This window comes from Microcystis sp. MC19 (genome assembly GCF_003019735.1).
Taxonomy (GTDB): domain Bacteria; phylum Cyanobacteriota; class Cyanobacteriia; order Cyanobacteriales; family Microcystaceae; genus Microcystis.
In genome coordinates this window covers 2,701,854-2,728,390 of sequence record NZ_CP020664.1, presented here as the reverse complement: position 1 = coordinate 2,728,390, position 26,537 = coordinate 2,701,854, and the positions used below count along the sequence as shown (strand labels likewise).

General features: G+C 42.9%; 22 protein-coding genes and 3 pseudogenes. 9 read left to right on the top strand and 16 right to left on the bottom strand.

The annotated features are described in order from the left end of the window. Positions 1–10: 10 nt before the first annotated feature. Both B5D77_RS13860 and B5D77_RS13855 read right to left on the bottom strand, forming a co-directional pair. Entirely contained in the window at positions 11–868 is an 858-nt protein-coding gene (locus tag B5D77_RS13860) for an amino acid ABC transporter substrate-binding protein (RefSeq protein ID WP_106909030.1), read from the bottom strand. An 18-nt stretch (positions 869–886) separates the two neighbouring features. Next, positions 887–1,924: an AI-2E family transporter gene (locus B5D77_RS13855; RefSeq protein WP_008205766.1), complete on the bottom strand. Its 1,038-nt coding sequence runs from the start codon at positions 1,922–1,924 to the stop codon at positions 887–889. A 451-nt stretch (positions 1,925–2,375) separates the two neighbouring features. Here B5D77_RS13855 and B5D77_RS13845 point away from each other — a divergent pair, with 451 nt between their 5' ends. Continuing rightward, complete coding sequence (locus B5D77_RS13845) at positions 2,376–3,173, top strand: pentapeptide repeat-containing protein (protein WP_106909028.1); 798 nt, start codon at positions 2,376–2,378, stop codon at positions 3,171–3,173. 48 nt (positions 3,174–3,221) lie between these two features. Next, positions 3,222–3,674, top strand: coding sequence for a hypothetical protein (locus B5D77_RS13840; protein ID WP_106909027.1), 453 nt, complete (start codon positions 3,222–3,224; stop codon positions 3,672–3,674). 17 nt (positions 3,675–3,691) lie between these two features. Here B5D77_RS13840 and B5D77_RS13835 read toward each other — a convergent pair whose 3' ends face one another. Both B5D77_RS13835 and gatB read right to left on the bottom strand, forming a co-directional pair. Continuing rightward, the gene (locus B5D77_RS13835; RefSeq protein ID WP_008205760.1) at positions 3,692–4,357 is read right to left on the bottom strand and encodes a ParA family protein; all 666 of its coding nucleotides are present in this window, start codon (positions 4,355–4,357) and stop codon (positions 3,692–3,694) included. A 170-nt stretch (positions 4,358–4,527) separates the two neighbouring features. Continuing rightward, entirely contained in the window at positions 4,528–6,000 is a 1,473-nt protein-coding gene (gene gatB, locus B5D77_RS13830) for an Asp-tRNA(Asn)/Glu-tRNA(Gln) amidotransferase subunit GatB (protein WP_106909026.1), read from the bottom strand. Positions 6,001–6,479: 479 nt separating this feature from the next. On the opposite strand from gatB, the gene B5D77_RS13825 reads away from it, so the two are divergent. Then, positions 6,480–8,009 (top strand): pyruvate kinase, encoded by a 1,530-nt coding sequence (locus tag B5D77_RS13825; RefSeq protein ID WP_008205756.1) that lies wholly within the window; start codon positions 6,480–6,482, stop codon positions 8,007–8,009. Further along, positions 8,000–8,662: a hypothetical protein gene (locus B5D77_RS26640; protein ID WP_216824523.1), complete on the top strand. Its 663-nt coding sequence runs from the start codon at positions 8,000–8,002 to the stop codon at positions 8,660–8,662. The genes B5D77_RS13825 and B5D77_RS26640 overlap by 10 nt, the downstream gene beginning before the upstream one ends. Positions 8,663–8,724: 62 nt before the next feature. Here the strand turns inward: B5D77_RS26640 and B5D77_RS13810 are convergent, their stop codons facing one another. Next, complete coding sequence (locus tag B5D77_RS13810) at positions 8,725–8,919, bottom strand: hypothetical protein (RefSeq protein ID WP_002738625.1); 195 nt, start codon at positions 8,917–8,919, stop codon at positions 8,725–8,727. 197 nt (positions 8,920–9,116) lie between these two features. Further along, positions 9,117–9,290 (bottom strand): annotated as a pseudogene (locus B5D77_RS13805) (DNA starvation/stationary phase protection protein); the annotation flags it as partial. Between the two features lie 430 nt (positions 9,291–9,720). On the opposite strand from B5D77_RS13805, the gene B5D77_RS13795 reads away from it, so the two are divergent. Both B5D77_RS13795 and B5D77_RS13790 read left to right on the top strand, forming a co-directional pair. Further along, positions 9,721–11,364: a Ppx/GppA phosphatase family protein gene (locus B5D77_RS13795; RefSeq protein ID WP_106909025.1), complete on the top strand. Its 1,644-nt coding sequence runs from the start codon at positions 9,721–9,723 to the stop codon at positions 11,362–11,364. Between the two features lie 282 nt (positions 11,365–11,646). Then, positions 11,647–13,296: an alpha/beta hydrolase gene (locus B5D77_RS13790; protein WP_106909024.1), complete on the top strand. Its 1,650-nt coding sequence runs from the start codon at positions 11,647–11,649 to the stop codon at positions 13,294–13,296. 133 nt (positions 13,297–13,429) lie between these two features. On the opposite strand, the gene B5D77_RS13785 is transcribed toward B5D77_RS13790, so the two are convergent. Both B5D77_RS13785 and B5D77_RS13780 read right to left on the bottom strand, forming a co-directional pair. Next, the gene (locus tag B5D77_RS13785; RefSeq protein ID WP_008205740.1) at positions 13,430–13,720 is read right to left on the bottom strand and encodes a DUF3082 domain-containing protein; all 291 of its coding nucleotides are present in this window, start codon (positions 13,718–13,720) and stop codon (positions 13,430–13,432) included. A 53-nt stretch (positions 13,721–13,773) separates the two neighbouring features. After that, complete coding sequence (locus tag B5D77_RS13780; protein WP_106909023.1) at positions 13,774–16,041, bottom strand: GspE/PulE family protein; 2,268 nt, start codon at positions 16,039–16,041, stop codon at positions 13,774–13,776. A 691-nt stretch (positions 16,042–16,732) separates the two neighbouring features. Here B5D77_RS13780 and B5D77_RS13775 point away from each other — a divergent pair. Further along, positions 16,733–16,945, top strand: a complete 213-nt coding sequence (locus B5D77_RS13775; protein ID WP_008205737.1) for a hypothetical protein — start codon at positions 16,733–16,735, stop codon at positions 16,943–16,945. A gap of 30 nt (positions 16,946–16,975) precedes the next feature. Further along, entirely contained in the window at positions 16,976–17,266 is a 291-nt protein-coding gene (locus B5D77_RS25885; protein ID WP_008205735.1) for a hypothetical protein, read from the top strand. Positions 17,267–17,528: 262 nt separating this feature from the next. On the opposite strand, the gene B5D77_RS13770 is transcribed toward B5D77_RS25885, so the two are convergent. Then, positions 17,529–17,861: a 2Fe-2S iron-sulfur cluster-binding protein gene (locus tag B5D77_RS13770; RefSeq protein ID WP_008205732.1), complete on the bottom strand. Its 333-nt coding sequence runs from the start codon at positions 17,859–17,861 to the stop codon at positions 17,529–17,531. A gap of 62 nt (positions 17,862–17,923) precedes the next feature. On the opposite strand from B5D77_RS13770, the gene cimA reads away from it, so the two are divergent. After that, positions 17,924–19,564, top strand: a complete 1,641-nt coding sequence (cimA, locus tag B5D77_RS13765; RefSeq protein ID WP_008205730.1) for a citramalate synthase — start codon at positions 17,924–17,926, stop codon at positions 19,562–19,564. A gap of 96 nt (positions 19,565–19,660) precedes the next feature. On the opposite strand, the gene B5D77_RS13760 is transcribed toward cimA, so the two are convergent. The 7 genes and pseudogenes from B5D77_RS13760 to B5D77_RS13730 form a co-directional block, all read right to left on the bottom strand. Continuing rightward, positions 19,661–20,155 carry a hypothetical protein gene (locus tag B5D77_RS13760; RefSeq protein WP_008205728.1) on the bottom strand — a complete coding sequence of 165 codons (495 nt, stop codon included), beginning with the start codon at positions 20,153–20,155 and terminating at the stop codon, positions 19,661–19,663. 288 nt (positions 20,156–20,443) lie between these two features. Then, entirely contained in the window at positions 20,444–21,244 is an 801-nt protein-coding gene (locus tag B5D77_RS13755) for a tetratricopeptide repeat protein (protein WP_106909022.1), read from the bottom strand. Positions 21,245–21,286: 42 nt separating this feature from the next. Continuing rightward, positions 21,287–21,820, bottom strand: coding sequence for a 5-(carboxyamino)imidazole ribonucleotide mutase (purE, locus tag B5D77_RS13750; RefSeq protein ID WP_106909021.1), 534 nt, complete (start codon positions 21,818–21,820; stop codon positions 21,287–21,289). A gap of 24 nt (positions 21,821–21,844) precedes the next feature. Beyond that, positions 21,845–22,123, bottom strand: a pseudogene (locus tag B5D77_RS13745) (Uma2 family endonuclease); the annotation flags it as partial. A 97-nt stretch (positions 22,124–22,220) separates the two neighbouring features. Further along, a pseudogene (locus tag B5D77_RS13740) lies at positions 22,221–22,670 on the bottom strand (Uma2 family endonuclease); the annotation flags it as partial. A 117-nt stretch (positions 22,671–22,787) separates the two neighbouring features. Next, complete coding sequence (locus tag B5D77_RS13735) at positions 22,788–26,147, bottom strand: helicase-related protein (RefSeq protein ID WP_106909020.1); 3,360 nt, start codon at positions 26,145–26,147, stop codon at positions 22,788–22,790. 162 nt (positions 26,148–26,309) lie between these two features. Beyond that, positions 26,310–26,537 carry a DUF4926 domain-containing protein gene (locus B5D77_RS13730; RefSeq protein WP_106909019.1) on the bottom strand — a complete coding sequence of 76 codons (228 nt, stop codon included), beginning with the start codon at positions 26,535–26,537 and terminating at the stop codon, positions 26,310–26,312.

Genomic DNA, 26,537 nt, shown 5'->3' with positions numbered 1-26,537 from the left:
TCGCTAAGTTTTACTGGGATTTTTCGGGATTATTACGACAATACTGCCAGGTATCTCTAAAATAGGAAGCAACTTCAGCGAACCATTTTTTAAAAATATTTCTGTTCTCACTGGTGACGATAACCCCATTAATAAACTCTTGCCATTGGGGATCATTAGCGGGAAGAATGAAACCATAATAATCACAATTTAAAGGATTGCGGGGTATAAGTTGATAATCTTGTTCTAAGGATAAACCGAGAATGACAGCTTCTCCAATTAGCAGAATGCCATCACTAGCAAAAGCATCTATTCTATTCCTTCTTAAACTTTGGATACCCCGCAGTCTTCCCGTCACTCCTTGAAATTCCTGATAGGTAGCAAGAGGATATTTTTGTCTTAATAATTCTTGAGTGCTGGTATCTCGCAAAACTCCAATACTTATACCTTCTAAGGACGAAGAAAAGTTAAAATTATCCTGATTATCACTCCGAACTAAAAACTGAGTTCCCGTCACAAAAAAAGGACGGGAAAAACTGACACCATTGGGTATATTTTTTCTGATACTATTCGGACCACACTCGAAATCAACGGTTTTATTTTCCAATAACTGGAAGCGATTAAATAAAGTTGATTTATAAATTTTGACACTGATGATTCGGAGGTTTAATTTATGCTTGAGTTCCTCCCTGAGCAATTGGATAAAATCTAAGCATAATCCCTGCAAATTATTATTACTATCTCGATAGCCAAAAGGAATCGCATCTTCTCTCATAGCTACTTCTAATAATCCCGTGCGTTTAATTTTTTCTAGAACCGTTTCAGACTTAGCTGGGAGAGCAGCAAAAACATTAGATAAAATAACGAGAGTAAGAATAATTAATTTCATGGTTTTTGCCGAGATTATTTAAGATTTGTTATGGCCGTGATCCCATTGATCTAAAATGTCTTTGAATAATAATTCATCTAACCATGTTTTTACTACCACTGTCAAAGGTAAAGCCAATAATAAACCTAAGATGCCAAATATTTGAGCGAAGAAAATTTGAGCGATTAGGGTAATTGCTGGTAGTAAAGATACCTGTTTAGCCATGACAGTGGGTGTCAGCAAATAACTTTCGACATTTTGGATAATAAAATAGAGAATCAGAATAGCGACAATTTTCCAAGGTGCATCGATAACAGCAATTAGAATGGGAAAAATCACACTAGCAGTCGGTCCGATATTAGGGATAAAATTGAGCAATCCTGCTAGGATAGCATGAACGAGAACTAGATTAATTTGTAGAAGCAAAAGACCGAAACCACTGCATAATCCTACCATAGTTGAACTAATGGCAATTCCCAACAACCAATTACCTAAACCCGCTTCCGATAGGGTAAGAATTTCCTCGGCACGACGACGATAGAAGTTAGGAAATAATTTTAAAAAAGCTTGTCGATAGGGTTGGGGGTTGACTAACATCATCATTGCTAACACCAGCACGAATAATAATTGCAAAATGGCCGCTACTGAGTTAGAAAAGAAAGTAAAAAAGTTACTAAAAACAAAGGTTCCTAAAGGTTGTAACTGCTGGACTAAATCACTTAAATTAGGCAGCGATGGCAACCAATCAAATTGGAATTGTTGTCGCCATCGAATCGAGTTATTACGGACTAAATCCCAAGCTTTCGGTAAAAGTTCAATTAATTTTTGAAACTGTTCGATAAAGGGGGGAACGATAATTATAAAAAATAAAATCACAATTGCTAGACTCGTCAGCAGGGTGATTAAAATAGCCAAACCCCTTTTAATCCCCAATCTCTGCAATCCTTTCACACATCTATTTAAGGCTACGGTAAACACGATCGCCATAAAAATCAATAATAACAGCTGTCGAATCTGCCACAATACATACAGAGCCATTATTAAACAGATAAACCCCAACCACTGACCAAATTTCACAACCTTGATTTATCCTATCGGGACAAGTTTTATCATACAGCAGTCGGGAGGCGGTCGGCGGTCGGCAGGTTTTAGGTGTTGGGGTTTTGGGGTGTTGGGGTTTTGGGGTTTTAGTTCAATTTCCCCACTTCCCCACTTCCCCACTTCCCCACCTCCCCACTTCCCCACACCCCACCTCCCCACTTCCCCACACCCCACCTCCCCACTTCCCCACAGCAAAAATTAAGTTTTGTATCAAAAACTTGCTAGTTTTGCTGTTATGTGCTATACAGTTACGATCCAAAACAGGATAGAAAAACGAGATTTTCTTAATTACCAGACATTTTCTAAAATTTTATGGCAACTCTCCGAGAGTCAAATTATGCTGAAAGAAATCCTCTCCTAGAAAATCCGACAAGACGCAGAGAAATTGTAGCCATTAATGCTTTTTCCTTGTATTAGGACTTCGATAATGAAAGAATTGGAGCGATACTATAAAGTTTTAGGGTTAGATCATGGGGCATCTCTCGACGAGATCAATCAAGCCTACAAAGATTTGGTGTTTATTTGGCATCCCGATCGCATTCCCAAAGATAATCAGCGTCTTTTGGAAAAAGCCACTGCTAAACTGCAAGAAATTAACCAAGCTAGGGAACAATTGCGGGAAATTCATCAAAATTCTCCTAAACGATCCAATTCCGCCCCTAAAACTGAAAAACAGCCCGCCCACGCCTATAAAACTGCCTCCCCCTATCAGCCTCACCCTAGCCAACCCAGCCAAAATTCACAAACCCATAGTCATAAAACCCATAGTCAACAAACCCATAGTCAACAAACCCATAGTCAACACAGCCACTCCCAGAATAACCATCAGGTCCACAATCATGCCGCCTGGCGCCCTCACTATCGGGATTTAAACGGAGCCGATTTACAGGGAGCTAACCTGAAAGAAAAAGATCTCTCTAGTCGCAGTCTCATCGGGGCAGATTTAAGCCATGCCGACTTAAGCGATAGCTTCCTGCACAAAATTAACCTAGAAAAAGCTAATCTGTATAAAGCTAATCTTTTTCGCGCCAATCTCCTCGAAGCTAACCTTAAAGGCGCAAATTTACAGGAAGCCAATCTCATCGGGGCGGATTTAAGCGGGGCGGATCTGTCGGCGGCAGATTTACGCGGGGCAAAAATTGGCTTTGGTAAGCGTATTATGGTGAAATTAACTGGAGCAATTTTAACAGGAACAATTCTCCCCGATGGTTCGATTCATCAATGAATAACCTCCTGCTAATTTTGATTTTTCTTTAATAGGAACTATCACCGGATGGGCATTTATTACACAATCGCTGCTGTTTTTCTAGGAATGCAATTAGCCACAGGAGAAAATTTAGCGGCGGCAAATCCTGATTTTCTCCGACTGCAAAAAGCTCTAGAAAAACACAATTTCATCGTCAAAATTGCCCCGCCACCAGTGCGAGAAGCCTATGGTTTATTTGATAGTAAAACTAGAATTATTTGGATTCATCCCCTAGTTTTTGACTTAGGTATTGCCCGACCAACATTAATTCATGAAGCTGTCCATGCTGCTCAACTTTGTCATGGAGGCAAAACAGTTAAAGCTCTTAATTTAGGCATAGAACCCCCGGCAATGACCAGAAGATTTTTTATGAATTATGAGGGTTTTAGCCGACAAATTGAAGCGGAAGCCTATACTGTTCAAGTTCAGCCCGATGGTCTAAATTTAGTCATTTCTTTACTGCAAAAATATTGTCCTTAGAAAACCTGTCCTTAAATCTACCAATCCCGTTCTAATTCTTCGGCCACACGACGATAATCGGCGCTGGCTTCTTGGGCGTTTTTACCCCGCCAATTGGTAATAGCAACCCCGTCTAAAACGGCTTTTTCGTGGGCCTTATAATTTCTGACAAAAGCATGACAGGCGGGAATACCTAATTCTAATAAAGTATTTTGTGCTTCTAAAGTTTCCTTAAGACTACGAGAATCCACTTTTGTTAATAAAACCCGATAGGCAATTCCTAGGGGTTTAACTGCCGTGCGTACCGTGTCAATTAAAGCCATTAAATCCATCGGTGCGGGAGGAGTCGGTAAAATTAAATAATCTGATTCTGCTATTACTGCCGTAAGTAATTCGGAGCGCAAAGCTGGTGGTGTGTCAATCACGATCAGATCGTACTCGATAATTTGACGCAATTCTCCTAATTTCTCTGTATTGATTTGCTTGGCTAAATCAAATACCATACCCGCTTGATTTCTTTCCACCCACCAAGTGGAGGAACCCTGCGGATCCGCATCCACCAGCAAAACACGCTGATTCTGCCCCCAAATTGCCGCTAAATTAACCGCAGTGGTGGTTTTACCCACACCACCTTTACCGTTGACAACAGCGAGAATTTTTGGGCTATTAGGCTTTAATTGCGAGTTTGTTGGGGAATTTGGCATTTTCAGTTATCGGTTATTTTAGCTCTCAGGAGACAGGAAACAGGAGAGAGGAGACAGTATTCGGGAGAGTGTTTTTATTTATTCTCCCCCCTCCCCAATTCATAATTCATAATTCATAATTCATAATTCATAATTCATAATTTCTACTGATTACTGATCACTGAATATAACTAACCAGAAAGTTTTTGATCTAAGATTTGGCTAGTTAATTTAGGATCGGCTTTACCGCCGCTTTTTTTCATGACTTGACCGACAAAAAATCCCTTAAGATTGGTTTTACCAGCCCGGAATTTTTCTAACTCACTTGGATGGGCGGCGATAATTTCCTCGATCAGTTTTTCGATGGCAGAAGTGTCAGAAATTTGTATTAATCCTTTCTTTTCCACCAGCGCTTTGGGTGAACCGCCCTGGGTGAGAAGTTCGGGTAAAATTTCCTTAGCAATTTTGCCACTAATTGTTCCGGTTTCAATCAGTTTAACTAATTCGGCTAGGTCTGACGCTTGCAGGGCGATTTCTGTGATCGTCAGCTTATTATTATTCAAATAAGCGGCGATATCTTGACTGATCCAGTTAGCGACTAATTTCGCATTTGCCCCCGCAATTACAGCAGTTTCAAAATATTCGGCCACGGTGCGATCATCGGTTAAAACCCTGGCATCGTAGGCGGAAAGACCAAATTCTTCTTCATAACGACGACGTTTACGCGCGGGTAATTCCGGTAATTCTTCCGCCCAAGCTTTTAACTGTTCTGGGGAGACTTCTAGGGGGGGTAAATCCGGTTCGGGAAAATAGCGATAATCGCTAGAACCTTCTTTTTTCCGCATACTAATCGTCCGTTGAGTAGCTTCTTCCCAAAGACGGGTTTCCTGTACGATCAATTCCCCATTTTTGATCGCTTCAATTTGTCGATCAATCTCGTATTCTATGGCTTTTTGGATAGCACTAAAGGAGTTCATATTTTTAATTTCTACCTTAGTCCCGAACTTTTCAGTGCCTTTTTTGCGAACGGAAATATTGACATCGCAGCGCAGGGAACCTTCCTGCATATTACCGTCACTGATGCCGAGATAACGCACTAAACGCCTTAATTCTTGGGCATATTCCGCCGCTTCGGCCCCAGTGCGTAAATCCGGTTCCGAGACAATTTCCAATAATGGTACACCTGTACGATTAAAATCCACGAGGGAATGGGTGGAACCGGAGAGACGTTCGCTGCCGGCATGAACCAGTTTTCCCGCGTCTTCTTCCATGTGCAGACGGGTAATGCCGATAATTTTGCGGCTAACTTCCTTAGTTTTTTTATCGACGATCTCGATTTCTAGTTGACCCTGTTCGACAATAGGGAGATCATACTGGGAAATTTGATAATTTTTCGGCAGGTCGGGATAAAAATACTGTTTGCGATCGAATTTGCTATGAGGTGTAATTTTACCATCGATAGCTAATCCCAGTTTAACGGCACTGGCTAGGACCTCTTGGTTAAGGACGGGTAATACCCCAGGATAACCCAAACAGACGGGACAGACGTTAGTATTGGGGGGACTATCGAAGTTGGTGGGACAGGGACAAAATATCTTGCTTTTGGTGTTGAGTTGACAGTGGGTTTCTAAACCGATAATTGCTTCGTATTCAGTGGCAGACATATTTTCTCGCTCTCGCCGACACAGGAATGATCTGTTTACTCATTATAGTCGCGATTCTGGAGCATTCCCTCCCTTCATAAAACTTAATACTGTAGTTACTAATCACTTTATACAGCCTGAATATAGCTCAAAAAAGATAATTGATTCAACCAATGTCCGCCATTATTTTTAATTTTATGGAATAAAACAGGGAAGCTTATCGATAGTTTTTCACCGATAAACCTAGCTTTTCTAGTAGCGACCACCGACCAGCGAACCCCGAAAACCAAAACTTCCCACCTCACCATGAAGATAACCGCCATAAATCGCAGCAAAAATTAACTTCTAGAGACAGGATATTTGCTTAGTATAGAAATAGAGAGATTATACCTGAGAACTGACCCCATAACCGCCCACAAGCAATATAAGCGGCGAAAGTGATCATTTTCTAGGCAAGTATTGCCTTAGTAATTGACGATTTTTAATTTTTACTTGATTTTATGTCTTTAACTCTCTCAGAACAACTCAAACGAGAACAATTATCCTATCCCCAAACTCTCCTCCATCATCTGCAAAGGTTACGGCATTTTGTGACAGTAGAAGGAGAGGAGAAATTGCAGCAGTGGAAAAACCTGATTGAAAAGGATAATTTTCAACCTAGCACCCGTAATTTAGCCTATTATCTCGCCCTGAGACAAGAAGATATCCGGGATTTACAATTAGCTTTAATGCCCTGGGGATTATCTTCCCTCGGCCGGATTGAATCGAAAGTTTTACCGACCCTCGATGCCGTAATTGCCACTTTAGGGGCGGTTTGTCATCAAGAAGCCTCATTATTGCCAAAACATCCCCCTTTAGAGGCATTTTTCCAAGGAGATCAACTTTTAGCCTCCCATAGCGCCGAAGTTTTCGGCCTGCCTTCCCCCCGGCGTCGGGTGCGAATTATGGTGACAATGCCGACGGAGGCGGCAACCGACCCCGATTTTATCGCTCAATTACTGCGTTGCGGGATGGACTGTATTCGCATTAATTGCGCCCATGATGGACCCAAAGAGTGGCAGGGAATGATCGAAAATCTGCGCGAGGCGGTCAAAAATCCCGAAAATTTAGTCAATGGACATACCTGTAAAGTTTATATGGACTTAGCCGGCCCGAAAATCCGTTTAGAACAGATTTTAGCCCCCCAGTCCCAAACCAGACTATATCAAGGGGATTTTCTCCTCTTAACCACCCAACCGCCCCATACTGCCCATCCTCAGTATTTTCAGGCTAATTGTTCCCAACCGGAGATTATTCCCCAAATTCCCGTCGGGGCGAAAGTTTGGATTGATGATGGTCATATCGGGGCTGAAGTTATTGCCATAATGCCAGAAGGTCTCTTACTAAAAATTACCCACGCTAGGGAGAAAGGGGAAAAACTCAAAGCAGATAAGGGCTTAAATTTCCCCGATACGGTCTTAAATATCGATCCTTTGACCGCAAAAGACCGGCAAGATTTAGATTTTATTGCCGAAAATGCCGATATTATCGGTTACTCTTTCGTACAAAAAGCCAGCGATATCGAGACACTACAGCTAGAGTTACAAAGTCGTTTGGGGGATGCTTGGCGACAAAAAGCAATTGTCGCCAAAATAGAAACACCTTTAGCCGTGAAAAATCTACCGGAATTAATCATCCATGCCGCCGGTAAACAACCTTTTGGGGTGATGATTGCCCGGGGTGATTTGGCTGTAGAAATTGGCTATCAAAGATTAGCAGAAATTCAAGAGGAAATTCTCTGGTTATGCGAAGCGGCCCATATTCCAGTAATTTGGGCTACCCAAGTCCTAGAAAATCTGGTCAAGAAAAGTATTCCCTCCCGGGCCGAGATTACCGATGCCGCTATGGCCGAAAGGGCCGAATGTGTCATGCTGAATAAGGGGGAATATATCCGGGAAGCGGTGACAATTCTCGATGATGTTTTACAAAGAATGCAGAGCCACCAAGCTAAAAAAACCCCCCAATTACGCGCTCTCCATTCTTGGGTTTAGGCAGTTTCAGTTATCAGTTATCAGTTATCAGTTATCAGTTATCAGTTATCAGTTATCAGGAGTCAGTTATCAGGAGTCAGTTATCAGTTATCAGTTATCAGTTATCAGTTATCAGTTATCAGGAGTCAGTTATCAGTTATCAGTTATCAGTTATCAGTTATCAGTTATCAGTTATCAGTTATCAGTTATCAGTTATCAGTTATCAGTTATCAGTTATCAGTTATCAGTTATCAGTTATCAGTTATCAGTTATCAGTTATCAGTTATCAGTTATCAGTTATCAGTTATCAGTTATCAGTTATCAGTTATCAGTTATCAGTTATCAGTTATCAGTTATCAGTTATCAGTTATCAGTTATCAGTTATCAGTTATCAGTTATCAGTTATCAGTTATCAGTTATCAGTTATCAGTTATCAGTTATCAGTTATCAGTTATCAGTTATCAGTTATCAGTTATCAGTTATCAGTTATCAGTTATCAGTTATCAGTTATCAGTTATCAGTTATCAGTTATCAGTTATCAGTTATCAGTTATCAGGAGTCAGGAGTCAGGAGTCAGTTATCAGTTATCAGTTATCAGGAGTCAGGAGTCAGGAGTCAGGAGTCAGGAGTCAGGAGTCAGGAGATTATTTTTATTTATTCTCCCCAGTTCATAATTCATAATTCATAATTCATAATTACTCACACCTTTTCAACAGGATTGAGAATCAGAGGCAAATTAACGCATATTATTGACCGCACCGCTAACCAAACCAGCGCTAACATAGCGACCATAACCATCAAGACGGTTTTGTTGAGCGATTCGAGAGGGATTATTGACGAGATCGGCAACTCCCACACCCATCATCACCACGGAGATAACTGCGATTAAGTAGTTACGGACAAAAGTTGGATTTTGGTGGCTGACTAACATGGTTGTTACCTCTCTTTCCTGTCGATAACCTTAGAATACGAGAGGGTTTGGGGTGATGTCAGTCCCATAATTCTGGGTGACAGAAGTGGAAAAAAGTGGAATCCACAGATAAGCTGTTCCCCAGGGGGTGAAAATGGCCATAAAAAAAGAGAGTCTAGTCTTCGACCCTCTATTGGAGATGATTGACCCAGATGCTATTAATTGGCACTATGACCAACAAAGGCAACAGTTAAACTGTCTCGGGTTAAGAAATGACTGAGATGATAGGCCCTTTCTTCGGTTTTCAGGGGGATTTGTTCGTAGAGATAACGGGTTCCCCTGTCACCTAAACTTTCAGCTTGGGAAGCTTGACGACGGAGAATTTTGATCACTCTCAAGTTATGAATTGTTTCTCCCCACACCCCACTATCCTATACTTTTTAAACAGGATTTAGGATAAAATGGGTTTCTAGTCGCAGGCATGGACAAGCTGGCTATCCTAAACCAGAGGGGAAAGATGCTCTTTGGTCTCCTGGTTATTCTGTTTCTTCTGTGGGATCTAAGCCTTTGGCAGTTCTCAGATACTCTATTAAGAAGCAAGAAAAGCCGTCGTTCTACCACGGGGTTTTCAACCCAAATTTTCGATAACTGCTATACAAAGCTAAAATTGCGGCGCCGAGGCGGACAATTAGAGGGATAATAAGACCAACCCCGATCGATCGGGTGTCAGCGGCAGCGGAGTTAGCTGCCGATGCTCGATAAGGTTATTTGCCCTTTTCCCTAACCCCTATCCACCGACTGGTAACTGATCACTGATAAGCGATGGTGAATATTTCTAATCAAGTTACACCCGATCAGGGACTAGCTCCCCTGGCAAAAGTCCCCGATGCCCAAATCCTAGCGGCGATCGATATTGGTACGAATTCGGTTCACATGGTAGTGGTGGAAATTGAACCGTCTTTACCCGCTTTTACGATTATTGCCCGAGAAAAGGATACAGTTCGTCTCGGCGATCGAGATCGGAAAACCGGTAAATTAACCCTAGTAGCCATGGAAAGAGCGATCGCCGCTTTAAAACGCTGTCACGATTTAGCTATTAGTCTCCATGCGGATCAGATTATTGCCGTCGCCACCAGCGCCACCCGGGAAGCGGCCAACGGTGACGAATTTTTGGCTTTAATCGAGAAAGAAGTCGGTATTTCTGTAAATCTTATCTCTGGACAGGAGGAAGCGCGCCGGATTTATCTCGGTGTCGTCTCGGGGATGGATTTCCAAAATCAAGCCCATATTATTATCGATATCGGTGGCGGTTCCACGGAATTAATCTTAGCTGATAGTCAAGAAATTCGCTTTCTTAGTAGTACCAAAATCGGCGCGGTGCGTTTGACCCAGGATTTCATGACCACCGATCCCATTAGTACCACAGAATTGGCCTATTTAAGGGCATACACCCGCGGAATGTTAGAGCGGGCAGTAGAGGAAATTAAACATCATTTACAGCTGGGAGAAGTGCCGCGGTTAGTGGGAACTTCTGGGACGATCGAAACTTTGATGACTATCCATGCTTTGGAGAAATTGGGGGAAATTCCCAATCCTTTAAATGGCTATCAATTAACCCGCAAAGATGTCAAAGAATTAGTCAAACGTTTCGCCACTTTGGACTATCACCAAAGACTGGCAATTCTGGGGATGTCCGATAAACGGGCCGAGATAATTCTAGCCGGTTCGATCGTGCTTTTGGAAGCGATGACCATGTTAGATGTTGATAAGTTAGTTCTCTGTGAAAGGGCCTTGCGAGAAGGGGTAATCGTCGATTGGATGCTGACCCACGGGTTAATTGATAATCGGTTACTTTATCAGAGTGAAATCCGCCAGCGCAGTGTCTTGAAAATAGGCAAAAAGTATCAAGTTAATTTAGAATCTGCTGAGAGAATAGCGACATTTTCCCTGTCTTTGTTCGAGCAAACTCAAGGTCAATTACATTCCTGGAATCAGGAGGCTAAAGATATATTATGGGCGGCGGCAATTTTACATAATAGTGGTTTATATGTTAGTCATGCGGCCCATCATAAACATTCCTATTATTTAATTCGCAATGGTGAACTGTTGGGCTATACAGAAATAGAGTTAGAAGTTATCGCTAATATCGCTCGTTATCACCGCAAAAGTAAACCGAAGAAAAGACACGATGATTTTATGAAATTAACGGAATACTATCAGTATATGATCAGACATTTAAGTGCTATACTGCGCTTGGCTGTGGCTTTAGATCGACGACAAATAGGAGCGATTAAAAAGATTGAATGTAAGTACGATCCTGAGTATAGAACCCTACATCTGCATCTTTTTCCCAATAATGCTGAAGATGATTGTGCTTTAGAATTATGGAGTTTAGACTATAAAAAACCTGTTTTTGAGGAAGAATTTGGTGTGAAAGTGGTGGCAACTTTGGCATTTTTACCCTGAAATCTTGAAATCGGCAAGATGGAAATTTTCGAGACTTGTTACCTATTAAGTAGTCGTAGAAAATTAATTTCTTGGTTAGGATAGGCACTCATACACTCATGCAAAAAGTAGTGAGATATGTATAATTAATTTTGCCCAGGTACTTATTCTAGGTCAAGATTATCGATCAAGGTAAATTGATAACTTTTGTTGATAATCAAACAAGAAAACCGTTAAAAACTGCTAGGTTACTGTTATAATCCAGGAGGAATAAGATCGCAGGAAGAAAAGGAGCAGAAAAACTTGTTGCAATTAGCCAAAATTAGCCGCTCAATCGCTCTGGGTTGCTTAGGAACGATACTGACTAGCTTTCCTGTCCTCTCGGCCGAGAGAATCACTTTTATCTTAGTGCCCTTTAGTCGTACCCTAGAAATTAGTTCCCTAGAAAACTTTGCCAAAACTGGCAGAATTGACGCTAATCTAAGACAATATTTAGGTAATACAACCGCCGAACAACAAAAAGAATTTCGCCAAGCTTTAACCACAAGTAAAGAAGTTAATCCCGTCCTGATCTCGCGCTTTTTTAACACCAGAATGGGGGAAGATATCCTAACCCTTTTAGGGGAACTGATCACCATTCAAGGGGGTATTAATGGTAAATTTGCCCTGCGTTCTGCCCTAGTTAAATCAGCCTTTGAACCGGAAGGGGTAACTATTCTTAACCTGCTGCGTAATCTGCCCACTAATATGCAGATTGATGTCACCAGAGTGCAAAGATTAGCCCGGGCGATCGATATCGTCCTGAAAGCCACCACAGTATTCACGGAAAAGGTGGCGCAATTATCCTTAAAAGAAGCTAAAAAGGCCGGTGAAATTAATTTTACCGCCATGACCGACCCCCGACAACCGGGACCGCGACAAGTGGAACAAATGCGGCTGGATTTAACCGATAGCCGTCGTCAGAGGGAACTTTATCTAATCATTGTCAAACCCAAGGGGCAATTAACCGAGAAAACCCCTGTTATCGTCTTTTCCCACGGTTTAGCTTCCCGTCCTGAAGATTTTGTCCGACAAGCGGAACATTGGGCTAGTTACGGTTATCTCGTTGCCATGCCCCAACATCCCGGTAGCGATACCCTACAGGTGCAGAATCTGCTCGCCGGTTTATCGCGGATGGTTTTTTATAGCAACGAATTTGTCAATCGTCCATTGGACATATCTTTTGTGATCGATGAATTGCAAAGACGCAACGCTAGGGAATTTCAGGGGCAATTAGATTTAGATAATGTGGGAGTCGCTGGACATTCCTTCGGCGGTTATACAGCCTTAGCTGTAGGTGGAGCGACGATCGATTTCGAGAATTTACAACGGGACTGTCAAAGAAGATTAGCTTTTCTCAATCTCTCCCTCTTGCTGCAGTGTCGTGCTTTGGATTTACCCCGAGAAGAATACAACTTTCGCGATCCGAGAATAAAAGCGATTTTTGCGGTTAATCCGTTTAATTGGAGTATTTTCGGGGCTAAAGGACTGGCTAAGATCGAAATTCCCACTTTTGTGGCGGCAGGAACCTACGATCCCGCTACCCCCGCTATTTTTGAACAGGTGCGCTCTTTTCCCCTGCTCAATACTGAAAATAAATATTTAGCTCTGATTGAAGGTCAAGCTCACGTTGATTTTTCGGTACTAGATGCGGGAATTAACGAAGCGATCGAATCCGTAGCCGATCTTACCCTGCCAGCACCATATCTGATCGATAGTTACGCCCATTCCCTATCTTTGGCCTTTTTTGAGGTTTATATTCGCAAAAACCCCAGCTATAAACCTTTTTTACAGGCGGCCTATTCCCAATATCTTAGTCAAGGCCAAGAGTTTAGATGTTTTCTGATTACCCGCGCCTCCTCGGCCGCTTTAGAACAACTCATCGAAGATTTTACCGCTCAAAATGTCCGTTAATCGGTTATCAGTTATCAGTTATCAGTTCACTGTTTACTGTTTACTGGACGGCTACGCCGTGCCTTTGGCAACACTGAAAAGCTCCCCACTTTCCCACTTCCCCACTTCCAATTCATAATTCATAATTCATAATTTATATTTTTTGAGGGCCTTTAAGTAGTAATTGGATAGCCAAAAGAATTAAACCAATGGTGACAAAAACAAAAATAAAGGTTCCTAGAGAAGCTAAACCAAAAACTAAAGTCCGGACAGCACTGCCAATTCTCAAGGCGATCGGACTGTGAGCAACCATTGGTTTTGAGTAAAAAGAATGACCGATCGCTGCCGTGAGATAATAGAGAATTGTCCCCAGTGCTGCCGAAATTGCCGCACCAACTAAACAGCGAGTAGGAGTAACTTTTTTGGTTTCTAATTCTGTGGTCATTACTTTTTAGTTCTCAAATATTGTCCAGGTTAAATTTTAATTCTTTTCCCCGACTAAGACCAAGGATCGAGGGCGGAAGGAAAAAAGGTATCGACTGGCGAGGAGACGATCAGTTCTTGATTCTGGTCTAGTTCCCGTTTTAACTGTTCCCAATCGCCGGGGTCGGTTAACTCCTCATAAACAGGATCATCGGAAACGATCGCTTCTTTGTCCGATGACCAGTTTCGGGAAGGAAGGACTGGATTAGTCAAATCAGGCAACTCCTGGTCGATAGTAGTTGGATTTGCGCTCTCAGGGGAAGCTATGGGCGAATTTAGGCTAATTTCTCGCTTTAGTGACTGTAATTCACGGTTGAGAGCCTGTAATAACTGCTCGATCGCCTCGATTCTCCCGAAAACATCCGGGGGAATCTCAGGATTATTGGCAGCAGAGAGGGAGGGTAAAGTTAATTGATCAGCCATGACGCGCTCGATTTCCTCTAGGGTAGTATAACCTTGGCGGACTAATTCCAAACCGTAGGCGAGGAGAGACTTGAATCCTGCCCGTGTTGCCGCTTTTTTGAGTATATCGGCGGGTTTCCTGCCAGCGATGCAAGTTTTCAGGTCAGGGGTAATCGTGATTACTTCAAAGACCCCAATCTGGCAATGATAACCGCTGCCGTGACAATGACGGCATAATCTGCCTTTTTCCCGCGCTTGGATGATTTCTTCGGCAGTGAGGGAATTAGCTTTATAAAAGCTGTATTGAGCAGCTTGGGCGGGAGAAAGACCAAATTTAGCTAATTCCTCCCTTTTTGGTTGATGTTTCAGCCGACAAACCGGACAAACCCGTCGCACCAGTCTTTGATTGATCACTCCAATTAGGTTATCAGCCACTAGGGCCGGCTCCGCTAATTGATGGAGGCGAGCGATCGCGGCAAAGGCATCATTGAGGGGTAAACTAGAGATAACTAAATGTCCAGTCAAAGCCGCTTCTAGGGCATGGGTAAGGGTGGCAGAATCCGCCAGGCGATCGATACCGATGATATCCAGGTCTTGATGGCGCAAAGAGGGCAAAATCGAGGCATAATCTCGGCCTTGACCATCAGCGATTTCCACTTGGGTAATACCGTTAAGGCTGCGTTCGATCGAGGTTTCCAGGGTAGCGATATTAACCCCACCCCGGTTTCGATGGGCTAGTAGAGAATAGAAACTGGTGGAACAACCGCCTCCGGCCGGTGCGGTGAGCAGAATCAACCCCGCCTGGCGATCGATCATGGTGCGTACCAGTTTACAGGTTTCTTGGCTAGTAATCAACTCATCGAGGAGCCAAAGTGGCGATCGAGAATCAAAAACCCGCAGGAGAATTTTTTCTCCCTGTGGACGGGGTAGGGTGTGGAGACGAAAATCTATTTTGCGACCGGAAAAAGTTATGGTCATTTTTCCCTGTTGGGGTCGCGATTTTTCGCTGACATCGAGGTTAGCCAGAATTTTAAACCGTGAGATAATCCCTGGGGTCGCTTCTGGAGAAATCGGTTCCCAGGCAGAACGCAGGAGACCATCTTGGCGAAAACGGACAGTTAATTGATTTTCTTGGGGTTCTAGGTGAATTTCCGTGGCTTTACTTTCGATGGCTTGAAGCAGGATATTATTAACGACACTGACGATCATCCTTTGATTGGCCTGTTGAATCAGACCGAGATCCTTGTCGGCTAATTTGTGCTGGGGATGGGGGAGAGATTGGCCATCTTCAAAAAGGCTGGTTATGTCAACTATGGTCTCTAGCTCTTGTTCTTCGGGAAGAAAACGGCTAGATAGGGCTTCTTCTTGGCGAGAATGATAGATTTCGACCAATTTATGGTAATCTGCTCGATCGATGACACGACGTTCAAACTGCAATTCTTGATCTCGGAGGATACGACGTAAATCATCGAGAATCTCCTGATTAGCCGGATCCACCATGGCTAGGTGCAGGACATTGGCAGCGGATTGCTGTTTTTGTAGGGGCAGGATCCGATAACGACGGCAAATTTCCAAGGGAAGGAGCGTGCGAAACAGATTCTCGATTTCTCTCCAGTCGAGGGTCTCACTTTCAGGGTCAAGATATTCTACCCCATACTTGGCTTTTAATTTTGACAGTTGTTCGAGTCGGTAGTATGCCAGTACCTCTTTGGGTAAAGGACGGCCGGTGATCAGGGGTAAAATTTCGATTAGAGGTAGATGACTTTTCTGCCTCTCGATCATTGCCTTTTGTAGTTGCGGGATCGTGACATAACCCGATTGCACTAACTTTTGGGCAAAGGAAGACAGCTTGGTAGGAAGTTTCTCGTTTGCTGATGACATGGAATAGAGCCAGTTAAGACTGTACAACCCACTACATCCCTATAGTATGCCCATTTTTTCAGTGCAGCTAACAGGCAAAAGAAAATTTATCCCACTTTTTGCACTTCTTAACATTCAATTGATAATTTTTACTAATATATTGCTTAACACCGATTCCCCGTGGGGACTATAGCGACAATGAGACTCAATCCGTTGAGTATAGGCTACTTATGAGGACAGGCACTCATGCAATAGGCAAAAGGCAAAAGAGGTAATAGATAATCAGTTTTTAATAACCGAATTTAGTATGATTGATTTTTATCAAGGTGAAGAATCGTAATTTTTTTTCTCAGAAAAAATCAAGTATTGAAAATGTTCTCAATCGTAGTTTCTACAAGGAAGCTTTTTCGTCAAAACATCTTGGGGAATGTAACAATATATAGAGGTGATGGTTTCTGGGTTGTGCATCTCAATTTGGTCGAAATATCTCGAGGACATTTTGGGCTCCCGCGGTCATTGGTGTCAACTTAAGCAAGAAGCTGAATGATCAAGAGTAGCTGATCATCCCAGAGAAAGGAAGTAAAAAATGGTAAAATAGCCCAGAGAAATCAGAGGTGAGTCAGGGGAAACGCACTCTAAGCAACGAGCGAAAAAAGAGGGGAATCCCGACTTACGCCGTTAATGTCAGTCACCCACCTTGGCAATTCCTCCCATGGTAGAAGAATTAACTCAATACTTAACACCCACTTTATTTGCTCCCTTAAAATATCTCCAGGTAAATCATGAGAAATTAATGAGAAATAGGCTTTTAAATCCACCAGTAATGGTCCCTTTAGTATTGAGCTTAGTCTATTGTCAAATAGCGGGATTAAGTGAAGCAGTAAGAGTCTTAAAAGAAGAAGGATTATTATGGGTAAAGCCTTGAGAAGTAAGTAAACAAGCTGTCTCCAAACGCTTGATCCACTTACCCTGTGAAATCTGGTCAGTTCTGCTCAAACAGGTGTTAGAGAAAAGTCAGGAAAAACCGCAAAATCTGCCGAGAAAAGCCCGATGGCCAAGAGTTAGACCAAAATTTACTGCTATCTGGATAGCAGATGGCTCAACCCTAGAGCAGTTAAGAAGAAGACTCAAAATCGCCCCAGAGCAAAAAGTGCAATTGGCCAGTAAGATAATGATGATAGTGGCAGCATTCAGCCAATGTGCTAAGTTATTTAGCCGACGGAGCTCAACTTTTTGGCTTAGTTAAAGCTGAAAGTAAACGACACAGGCAAAGGGATGCTCTCTCTCAACAAATTTGGGCGGCTATTTCCTTAAGTTGACACTAATGATTGCCTGCGTCCTCTTTGAATAACTGCTGCTGCTCACCTATAGGTGAGGGAAAGTCACAGATAGGAGATCGACCCGCAGTAATCAGTCATCAGTAATCAGTGAAAAGAAGGCTGCGAACTTGCCAGTTAATAATTTAACACTTTAACACTTAATACTGTTCACTGAAAACTCAAAACTGCTCAGTGATCAGTGATCACTGAGTCTCCTTGTCCCCAAAAACCATCGTATTTAGTCACTTCAATATCACCAAAAACTCTGACTTGACAAGCAAGACGACGGTGATTATCGGGGTTATGGGGAGGTAAAGAAAGACGCGCTTTTTCCTGCCAATTGATAGCAGAAACTTCGCCCACAATTGCCACCGCACAGGTTCCACAGCTGCCGATGCCGCGACAATTGATCAACTGGGAACCGCCGTTATACAAAGAAATGTCATGTTTTAATAATACGCGGCGGAGATTTGCACCTCGATCGCAGGTGATTGTTTGACCGTAAACTGTTATTCTAGGCATTAGGGACGTGATTTTAAGTGGCTACAGTTATTAATTAATATTAACACTTATTGACTATTTCTATGAACAATGGTAAGCGCATTTGGGTCTATGACACTACTCTCCGGGATGGGGCCCAGCGAGAAGGTATTTCCCTCTCCCTAGAAGATAAAATTAAAATCGCCAGGGAATTAGATAGAATGGGTATTCCTTTTATCGAAGGCGGTTGGCCGGGCGCAAACCCTAGGGACGGTCAATTTTTCTGGAAAATGCAGGAAGAACCCCTAAAACAAGCGGAATTAGTCGCTTTTTGTTCCACTCGTCGCCCCCATATCGAGGCCCGGGAAGATTCGATGTTAACCGCCATTCTCGCCGCTAGAACCCGTTGGGTGACAATTTTCGGCAAATCTTGGGATATGCACGTCACAGAGGGCTTAAAAACCAGTCTGGAGGAGAATTTAGCCATGATAGGAGATACGATCGAGTATCTACGCTGTCAGGGAAAACGAGTCATTTATGATGCCGAACATTGGTTTGATGGTTACAAAAATAACCCCGAATACGCCCTTTTAACCCTCAAAACCGCCCTAGCTGCTGGGGCCGAATGGTTAGTTTTCTGTGATACCAACGGTGGCACTTTACCCCAAGAAATCGCCCCGATTGTGGAGAAAGTGCGGGAGCAATTGGGCATCGATCCTGATAACGAAAATGGGACTAAATTAGGCATCCATGCTCATAATGACGCAGGAACCGCCGTGGCTAACTCCTTAGCGGCAGTTAACGAGGGCGCACGCATGATTCAAGGCACAATTAACGGTTATGGGGAACGCTGCGGCAATGCCAATTTATGTACTTTAATTCCCAATCTTCAGTTAAAAATGGGCTTTTCTTGCCTAGAAGAAAATCAATTAGGCCGATTGACGGGAACTAGCCGAAAAATCAGCGAAATGGTCAATTTAGCCCCAGATGATCATGCTCCCTTCGTCGGACGTTCCGCTTTTGCCCATAAAGGTGGTATTCACGTTTCTGCGGTGGCGAAAAATCCCCTCACCTACGAACATATTAACCCAGAAGCGATCGGGAATCAGCGCCGCATCGTCATTTCTGACCAATCGGGATTAAGTAATGTGTTAGCGAAAGCGCGCAGTTTTGGCATCGATTTAAATAAAGATGATCCCACCTGCCGGCAAATTTTGGAACGTTTAAAAATCTTGGAAAGTCAGGGTTATCAATTTGAGGCGGCCGAAGCTAGTTTTGAGTTATTAATGCGGGAAGCTTTGGGACAGAGAAGCCACCTTTTTGAATTAAAAGGATTCCAAGTTTATTGTGATATGCTGCGGGATAGTGGTAATGCGATCGCTACAATTAAAGTACGGGTAAAAGAGGAAGATTTATTAGAAGTGGCCGAGGGTAACGGACCGGTGGCCGCTTTAGATCGAGCTTTAAGAAAGGCTTTAGTCAAATTCTATCCCGAAATTGCTAACTTTCACCTGACCGATTATAAAGTGAGAATCCTCGATAGTGGTTCGGGGACGGCAGCGAAAACTAGGGTTTTAATCGAGTCAAGTAACGGTCAACAAAGATGGACTACCGTGGGAGTGTCTAGTAATATTTTGGAAGCTTCCTATCAAGCAGTAGTAGAAGGAATTGAATACGGTTTATATCTGCTGCAAAACAATAAACTAGAATTATCGGGTCAATTTTGTCCTTTGGGGATAATTTAGGGAACAGTTATCAGTTATCAGTTATCAGTTATCAGATTTTTTATCCCCACACCCTACACCCCACTTCCTGCTCCCCTGTCTGGGATTGAATCACTACTAGGATAATAATCTAGTGACGACAGAATTTTGCCAACGACGAGCCAAGGCCCGCAGATACATATTAACGGGAAACTGATAATATTCGATAATTAACCAGAGTAAACAAATACCATGGCAAACAAAGGTTAAAATCGACCAAAATAGAGGCAACCATGACAAAGGACTCCCCTCGACTGGAGGAAAAAGATAGGCCCCCGTAGCCACAATTGCCGTGGGAAAAATCACAAATCCTAAACCGATAATTAAGTAAAAACCTGCCATCTCCATTCCTTCTCTCGGTAAACCCTGCCAATACTTACCATTCCAATACCAAGTTAAGGGTAATTGACTATCGGCCATTTTTAAAACCTGTTGTTCTAAATTAGCAGTAAAAATGTGTTGACAAAAGTTACAAGCATAGGCTTCCATTAGTGGTAAAGCGGCAATTTTACCATGGCGACAGACGGGACAAGAATAGGTATCGTGATAGTTTAATTGGGTTGGCTCGGTCATGGTTAATGTGAGTGAGAGTAAAAAAGGCCATTGCAGATAAAGCAGTTATCTTAATGGTAAGGTGCAAAGTTTTCTTTTTGGGGAACGGGCAACAGTAGCCGGTCGTCCAGAAATGATAATTTAACCATATCTGGGTCGAGGAAGTTCGAGCATTTGTACTAAAAATTCCCCGACGCAGTTTAAATGCAGTACAACCCAGCACATCTCAACTGTATCTTAGTCGCCGATTTCTGGATAATTTGCCTCTGAGTCCCGCTACTGCGAGAAAAATTGCTATTTAGTCCTTCTTTACTTTAAGTTAAGAAACTTATCTAAGGCTAGAACCATATTTGGCGGCCAACGGCGCACGCTTTTTACCCAATCGAGGTCTTGATAGCGGGTATCCATGCCGACGGCGGCTACCCAATTGCTTTCCGCCTCTCCCTGTTGTCCTTGGGTCCATAAAACGGCGCTTAAGGCGGCTCTGACATCGGGAAACATGGGGTATTTGCGGGCAATATTCCGCATTTTTTGGACTGCTTCTGGATATCTGCCCAATTCGTACAGGGCCAGGGCCAGATTAGCTTGCGCCCAGGCAAAATTCGGGGCTAGTTGAGTGGCTTGGCGATAGTCTTTGACGGCGGCTTCCCAGTCCCCTAAACCGCCCTCAGCGTTGCCGCGATTGTTATAGGCAAAGGCATCATTGGGATCTAGTTCTAAAACTTTATTATAATCGGCGATCGCTTCTTGATATTTGCCTTCTCCTTCTAAAGCGGTGCCGCGATTGAGGTAGGGATCGGGGGCATCGGGGGCAATGGCGATCGCTTGGTTAAAATCAGCGATCGCATCCTCTAATTTATTGAGACTGACTCTGGCATTGCCGCGATTACTCCAGACGGCGGGATTAGTGGGGAATTTGGCGACTAATTGGGTCCAATAGCTTTCGGCCTGGGCGTAATCCCCTTTTTCTGTGGCTTCTAGGGCTTTTTCGGCGATAACTTCCCCTTCTCTAATCTGTTCTTCGCTAATAGTCGGGCTATCGGCATAAGCGGCCATGGGTAGGGCAAAAAAGAGCAATAGACTCAATACACAAGCGGTGATCCAACGCATAATTACTTCATAATTTGTTACTTAATCTTTTCTCAATCTACCCTACTTAGGTGAACTCTGCTCTAGATAGTCTTGATAGCCTACTCGTTGAAGATTGCTTTGTTTTTCGAGGACGGAATCGGTGAGGGATTGACGATAGGCGATAACTTGCTCTAAAAGATCAGCATTACCAGTGGCGAGAATTTGAACCGCTAAAAGTCCGGCATTTTTGGCATTACCGATCGCCACTGTGGCCACGGGAATGCCTGCGGGCATCTGTACAATTGAATAGAGAGAGTCTAACCCTTGTAAAGTGCGCGTGACTACGGGAACTCCAATCACGGGTAAGGGGGTTAAAGATGCCACCATCCCGGGTAAATGGGCAGCGCCGCCGGCTCCAGCGATAATCACTTTTATTCCCCTTAAATGAGCGTTTTTGCCGTATTCAAACATTTTTTCGGGGGTACGATGGGCTGAGACGATGGCGACTTCGTGGCTAATCTGAAAAACCTCTAAAACTGCGATCGCTTCTTTCATGGTGGGTAAGTCGGAATCACTACCCATAATTACACCCACTAGGGGCGCTGCTGTCACCATAGTTACTAGAAAATAATATTTCCCCTAAATTGTATCGGGATCGATGCCTAATTCTCGCAATTTTTGGGCCAATTTTTCCTTAGCTTGTCGTTCCCTTTCTTTCTCTAAAAGAGCCTGTTCTTTCTCTAAAAGAGCCTGTTCTTTTGCCTGTCTTTGCTCTAATTCCGCTTCTTGAGGAGTGGGGACTAATTGACCATCGGCGGTAAAATAACGCAGTTTACGGTCAAATATGCCTAAATATAATCCTAACTGTTCACTCCACAGATAACCCTGTTCATTGGGAGAAATGGCTTGATAAGTACCTAAGCAAAATTAATTACACATATCTAACCACCTCTTGCCTCCTGCTTTTTGCCTCTTGCCTATCTTCACTAGGAAATTAATTTTGCACGACTACTTATTGTCCCTCAATTAGTCTAAATCCCTGCAATTCTAAACTATTGGGATCGAACCAAAAATAATTAGGAGTGCGAAAGGTATTTTGGTAGAGAATTTTCTTGTTATTGCGGTCAATATTGGCCGTAGAATCGGAGAGAATCTCGACAATTACATCGGGATATTTACCCTGTTCTCCCCAAACTACCCAACTTTTGCGGGGACGTTTTTCGGTATCTAAAACCACAAAAAAATCGGGACCCCAGAAATTGCGCTTTTTTAGTTGTTCCTCGTTGTAGTAGATGGTTAGATTTCCCGAAGCGTAGTAATCACTCCTCTCGCGCCATAATAATTCTAGACAACTAAGGAGAATGATGATCTGTTGCAGGTGTAGATCACTTTCCAATGGTGGTTCATCACTCCATAAATCTGTGGGGGGATAGGTGACATCTGGGATTATGTCTAGGGCTGTCATGACTTTTTCCCGGTATTTTAGGATTGATTAATTGTAGCTTTTTCTCACAATTGCAGAGATAAGGCGGGCGGGATTTTAACCAATAACTTAATTCTATACCTTGACCGATCGCCGTTTCTAAACTAAAGCCTGACTGCAAATAATGATGGGAATTGGTTGCTCCTCACCTTGCAAGCGGCGGCGATCTAACCAGTCCCGCATCTCATGTTGGCTGTATAATTTCTTCAGTTCGCTAAACAAAGCTTCTCCTGTCAGGCTACGGCGCTTAATCAGGTTTAACTCGCGCTTGAGTACAGTGGTAATCGGTTGGCGAAAGGCCTGTTCTAATAGGTTAACCTGCTTACGGATTTCTTCATCCTGAGTGGTTTTAAACAGCAGTCCTAGTTCTCGCAAGATGTAGCGCTGTGCTTGAGTCAGAGAACGGCTGTACTCCCGTTCCGATTGGCGGTGTTGGACTTCTTGGGCAAATTTAATCTTGACTTGCATGACTGCTTGGTTGTAATTTTTGGGCAGCGGCAGCGCTGCTTCTTCTGGGGTGGTTTTGAGCATTCCTAAAATGCGGGCAGTATCTTTTGATATGATCTCTCCCCGTTCATCGAGCCAATATAATTGCTGGTAGCCCTTCCAATCTTTGCGGTTCGGATAAGAAGCTTCACAGAAGACAATTATGCCCTTATTGAGAGAAAAGCGAGCCGTTCGGATGCCATGAGGCAGGTTAGCTATCCGTTCGTATTCAGCCGGATTTTCTCGCTGGAGTTGTCTGAGAATTTCTTCGGCTTCGTTGAGGTCGAGAAATTCTCCCTCATCTTCAAACAAACTTAATTGATGACTACCACTTTTTTCATAAATTGCATACATAGCCTCTTCGTTAAGCTGTTCCGTTGGGTCGAGAATTGCCGCATCCTCGCCGATGGTTTCATGAATTTCTTGAATGCGGTTTTTGAGTTTTTGTCGTAATCCTAGATTCCGCTCCAATCCAGTCTCTGGGAGAAAATTAAAGCCGTAAACCACATCATTCTCGCTGCCAATCCGATCAATCCGACCAAACCTTTGAATAAGTCGGACGGGATTCCAATGCAGGTCATAATTAATAATCAGGTTGCCATCTTGTAGGTTTAAACCTTCGGCTAAAACATCGGTAGCAATTAAAGTTTTGATTTCCGACTCTCCCTGTTGTAATTTATAGTATTTGTTGGCTTTGGGGGCAAATCTTCCCACTACCCGCGCCTTATTTTTATCGCCACTGTAGATGACTTCTAGATCGTCTCGATCGCCGTTAGGATTGAGGTTTTGATACAAGTAATAGGCGGTATCAGCATACTGAGTAAAGATGAGGCACTTGCTATCTTGCAGCGGAGGTTTATTCAACCAATTTTTGAGAGTTTGTAATTTCGCATCTTTGTCTGGGGTAATTGGCTCAACTAAGTGCAAAATTTTCTCTAGCAATTGGATGTCATGTTCGAGGTGTTTCTGCAATCTTGGGGCATCAAAATCAGCTATATCATACTTCCCAGATGCCTGACGCAAGGCATCGATAATGTCTTGTTCTTCCCCATTGTTTGGCTCATAGAGAATTGCCTGAGCTTCTTCTCCGGCGGGGATAATTCCTTGGCGTAAAGCTTCTCGAAAGCGTTGATGGACTTGCAGTAATTTCTTAACAGTTTGTTGGAAGGCATAAACGCTAGATTCAAAGCGTTTGAATAACAGAACTCGCATCAGTCCTCTTAAATTTGCCCCTCCAGTTTGTAAACTGAGTAATGGTTCTTGTTTGCGCTTATTTGGTAATACATAATTTCCCAAACCATAACGAGCATAGCAAAGTTCATTTTTACGAGGTTTGGCTGGTTGCTGTTGGCGAGATTTCCCTAAATATTGGCGCAGTTCTTGGTAAAGTCCTTGATAGGTATCTTCAATACTATATTCAATGGTTTGTAGTTCTCTTTTGGGAAAAAACTGATGCTTACCACCCACAATAACGTAAGCGCGTTGATTTCCGTTTAAATAATCCTTGAAATTGTCTGAATCTACGGGTTTATGAGTCTTGGCATCAAAGCCGTACCAGCGTAAAATGTGGTTGCGAGTGCGCCGGATCAAGATGTTAGATAACAAGTCAGGTAACTGTTTTTCTCCTTTCTCTACTAATCGAAAATACTCTTTTAGATCGGGCGGATCTATGGGTAAATCTGTTTTATCATCTTGATGAAAAAGCCTAATCTGATGGTAAATATCCCAAGCACTTTTATTGCGAGGAGTTGCTGTCAGGAAACAGCATTGTCTCCCAGCTGCTAAAAAGGCTTCGACGATTTTATATCTTTGGGTTGCGGCATTCCGCAGGTTATGACTTTCATCAATTAAGATAAAATCTCGATCTTTGTATTTAAAATCTTCTAATAAAACTCTGATGCCACTGGTTTCATCTTCCCGCAGCAATCCCATCGATAAAACGCGGGCGTTAAGTTGATAAATTTCGTTGTAGCGTTCCCACATTTCCACCAGTGGCGCTGGACAAATAATGAGGGGGCGGGCTTTTTCCACTTGTTCAAAGCGTTTGACAATGGCAGCACCAATGAAGCTTTTTCCTAGTCCTACCACATCGGAAACGAAACAACCTCCGTACTCGCGGATGAGTTTGATCGCTTGGTTAACTGCTACTTTTTGAAAGTCTGCTAGTTTCTCGGTAATTTCGTTATCTATCATCATTTCGCTGGCAGTTTCTTCTGTCAATCGATCGCGCACGAGCATATAGAGAGTTTTCATATAGATGTCGTAGGGACGTACTGGCATCATCGCCCAAGACTGTTGTAAAGACTGCATCAGTGTTTCATCAAATTCTGTTGCTTCCTGCCAAAGTTGATTGAACCATTCTGTTAAACTGGCATGATTTTCATTACCGTGAACGATAACATTAAGTTCGGTATTGTGGGAAATTCCTGATAAAGTAAGGTTAGAAGAACCAACGATAGCAAGGCCTTTTTCTTGACGTTCCAAAGGTTGTCCCTGCTGGTTATAAATTGTCCCGTAGTCGAAGATATAGGCTTTAGCGTGGAGTCGCCCTTTAGTATAAACTCGCACCTGAAGGCGTTTTTCTTCAATCATAAGAACCAGATTTTTTACTAAGGTTTCTGTTTGATCTGTTTGGTCCATCAGTTCGACGCTGGAACGAATATTGTCGGCGGTTTCTGTTGCCATCTGCTTGCGTTCTGTCCGTTTGGGGTATTCTTGTGCTTCCAGATGGTCTTTAATTAGTTCTAAGCGGCGGTAGCCTTCTGCTAGTTGTTCGATGGTTTCCCGGTTGCTGGTGTTGCCAATTAGGAGGCGCATTTGTGGGATGGTGGCGAGACGGGGTGCGATCGCAGTAAAGCCGGAGAGGAAAAAGTAACCGACGGCAAAATGAGCGGCTTCTGAAGAGTGGAGAATTTGGTTGATGTTATCGACTAATTTTTGCTGGCGATTGTCGATGATGTCGTGGGTAGGCATAGTTCGATATCCATAAGATAATTGTTAAGTACCTAAGCAAAATTAATTACACAAATCTAACCCCCCCTTGCCTCTTGCCTCTTGCCTCTTGCCTTTTGCCTTTCTTCACTAGGAAATTTATTTTGCACGACTACTTATATCAATAATGTTTTTTAAGAAAATTTACCCTATATTTACAACTAAATTTTTAGGTTCTAAGGGAGAATGATGTAATAACATTAGTTGATTTTCTTGTAAGGTTTCGATAGCATAAGCACGTCCTGATGTGTCGCTAAATTCCACTTCAAAAACTGTCGGTTCATAAACTTCTACAATTGTTCCGACTTGTCCGCAATATAATCCTAATTGGGGTAAGTCTTCTAATAAGGCAACTACATCTAAGAGTTTCAT

What these genes read in the sequence shown, in the direction of transcription:
- B5D77_RS13780 (WP_106909023.1), bottom strand. Translation starts at nt 16,041, where the DNA reads ATGTCATCAGCAAACGAGAAACTTCCTACCAAGCTGTCTTCCTTTGCC.
- B5D77_RS13810 (WP_002738625.1), bottom strand. Translation starts at nt 8,919, where the DNA reads ATGTTAGTCAGCCACCAAAATCCAACTTTTGTCCGTAACTACTTAATC.
- purE (WP_106909021.1), bottom strand. Translation starts at nt 21,820, where the DNA reads ATGGTGACAGCAGCGCCCCTAGTGGGTGTAATTATGGGTAGTGATTCC.
- B5D77_RS13785 (WP_008205740.1), bottom strand. Translation starts at nt 13,720, where the DNA reads ATGACCACAGAATTAGAAACCAAAAAAGTTACTCCTACTCGCTGTTTA.
- B5D77_RS13775 (WP_008205737.1), top strand. Translation starts at nt 16,733, where the DNA reads ATGGTAGAAGAATTAACTCAATACTTAACACCCACTTTATTTGCTCCC.
- cimA (WP_008205730.1), top strand. Translation starts at nt 17,924, where the DNA reads ATGAACAATGGTAAGCGCATTTGGGTCTATGACACTACTCTCCGGGAT.
- B5D77_RS13795 (WP_106909025.1), top strand. Translation starts at nt 9,721, where the DNA reads ATGGTGAATATTTCTAATCAAGTTACACCCGATCAGGGACTAGCTCCC.
- B5D77_RS13835 (WP_008205760.1), bottom strand. Translation starts at nt 4,357, where the DNA reads ATGCCAAATTCCCCAACAAACTCGCAATTAAAGCCTAATAGCCCAAAA.
- B5D77_RS13770 (WP_008205732.1), bottom strand. Translation starts at nt 17,861, where the DNA reads ATGCCTAGAATAACAGTTTACGGTCAAACAATCACCTGCGATCGAGGT.
- B5D77_RS13735 (WP_106909020.1), bottom strand. Translation starts at nt 26,147, where the DNA reads ATGCCTACCCACGACATCATCGACAATCGCCAGCAAAAATTAGTCGAT.
- B5D77_RS13825 (WP_008205756.1), top strand. Translation starts at nt 6,480, where the DNA reads ATGTCTTTAACTCTCTCAGAACAACTCAAACGAGAACAATTATCCTAT.
- B5D77_RS13760 (WP_008205728.1), bottom strand. Translation starts at nt 20,155, where the DNA reads ATGACCGAGCCAACCCAATTAAACTATCACGATACCTATTCTTGTCCC.
- B5D77_RS13755 (WP_106909022.1), bottom strand. Translation starts at nt 21,244, where the DNA reads ATGCGTTGGATCACCGCTTGTGTATTGAGTCTATTGCTCTTTTTTGCC.
- B5D77_RS13730 (WP_106909019.1), bottom strand. Translation starts at nt 26,537, where the DNA reads ATGAAACTCTTAGATGTAGTTGCCTTATTAGAAGACTTACCCCAATTA.
- B5D77_RS13845 (WP_106909028.1), top strand. Translation starts at nt 2,376, where the DNA reads ATGAAAGAATTGGAGCGATACTATAAAGTTTTAGGGTTAGATCATGGG.
- B5D77_RS13840 (WP_106909027.1), top strand. Translation starts at nt 3,222, where the DNA reads ATGGGCATTTATTACACAATCGCTGCTGTTTTTCTAGGAATGCAATTA.
- B5D77_RS13860 (WP_106909030.1), bottom strand. Translation starts at nt 868, where the DNA reads ATGAAATTAATTATTCTTACTCTCGTTATTTTATCTAATGTTTTTGCT.
- gatB (WP_106909026.1), bottom strand. Translation starts at nt 6,000, where the DNA reads ATGTCTGCCACTGAATACGAAGCAATTATCGGTTTAGAAACCCACTGT.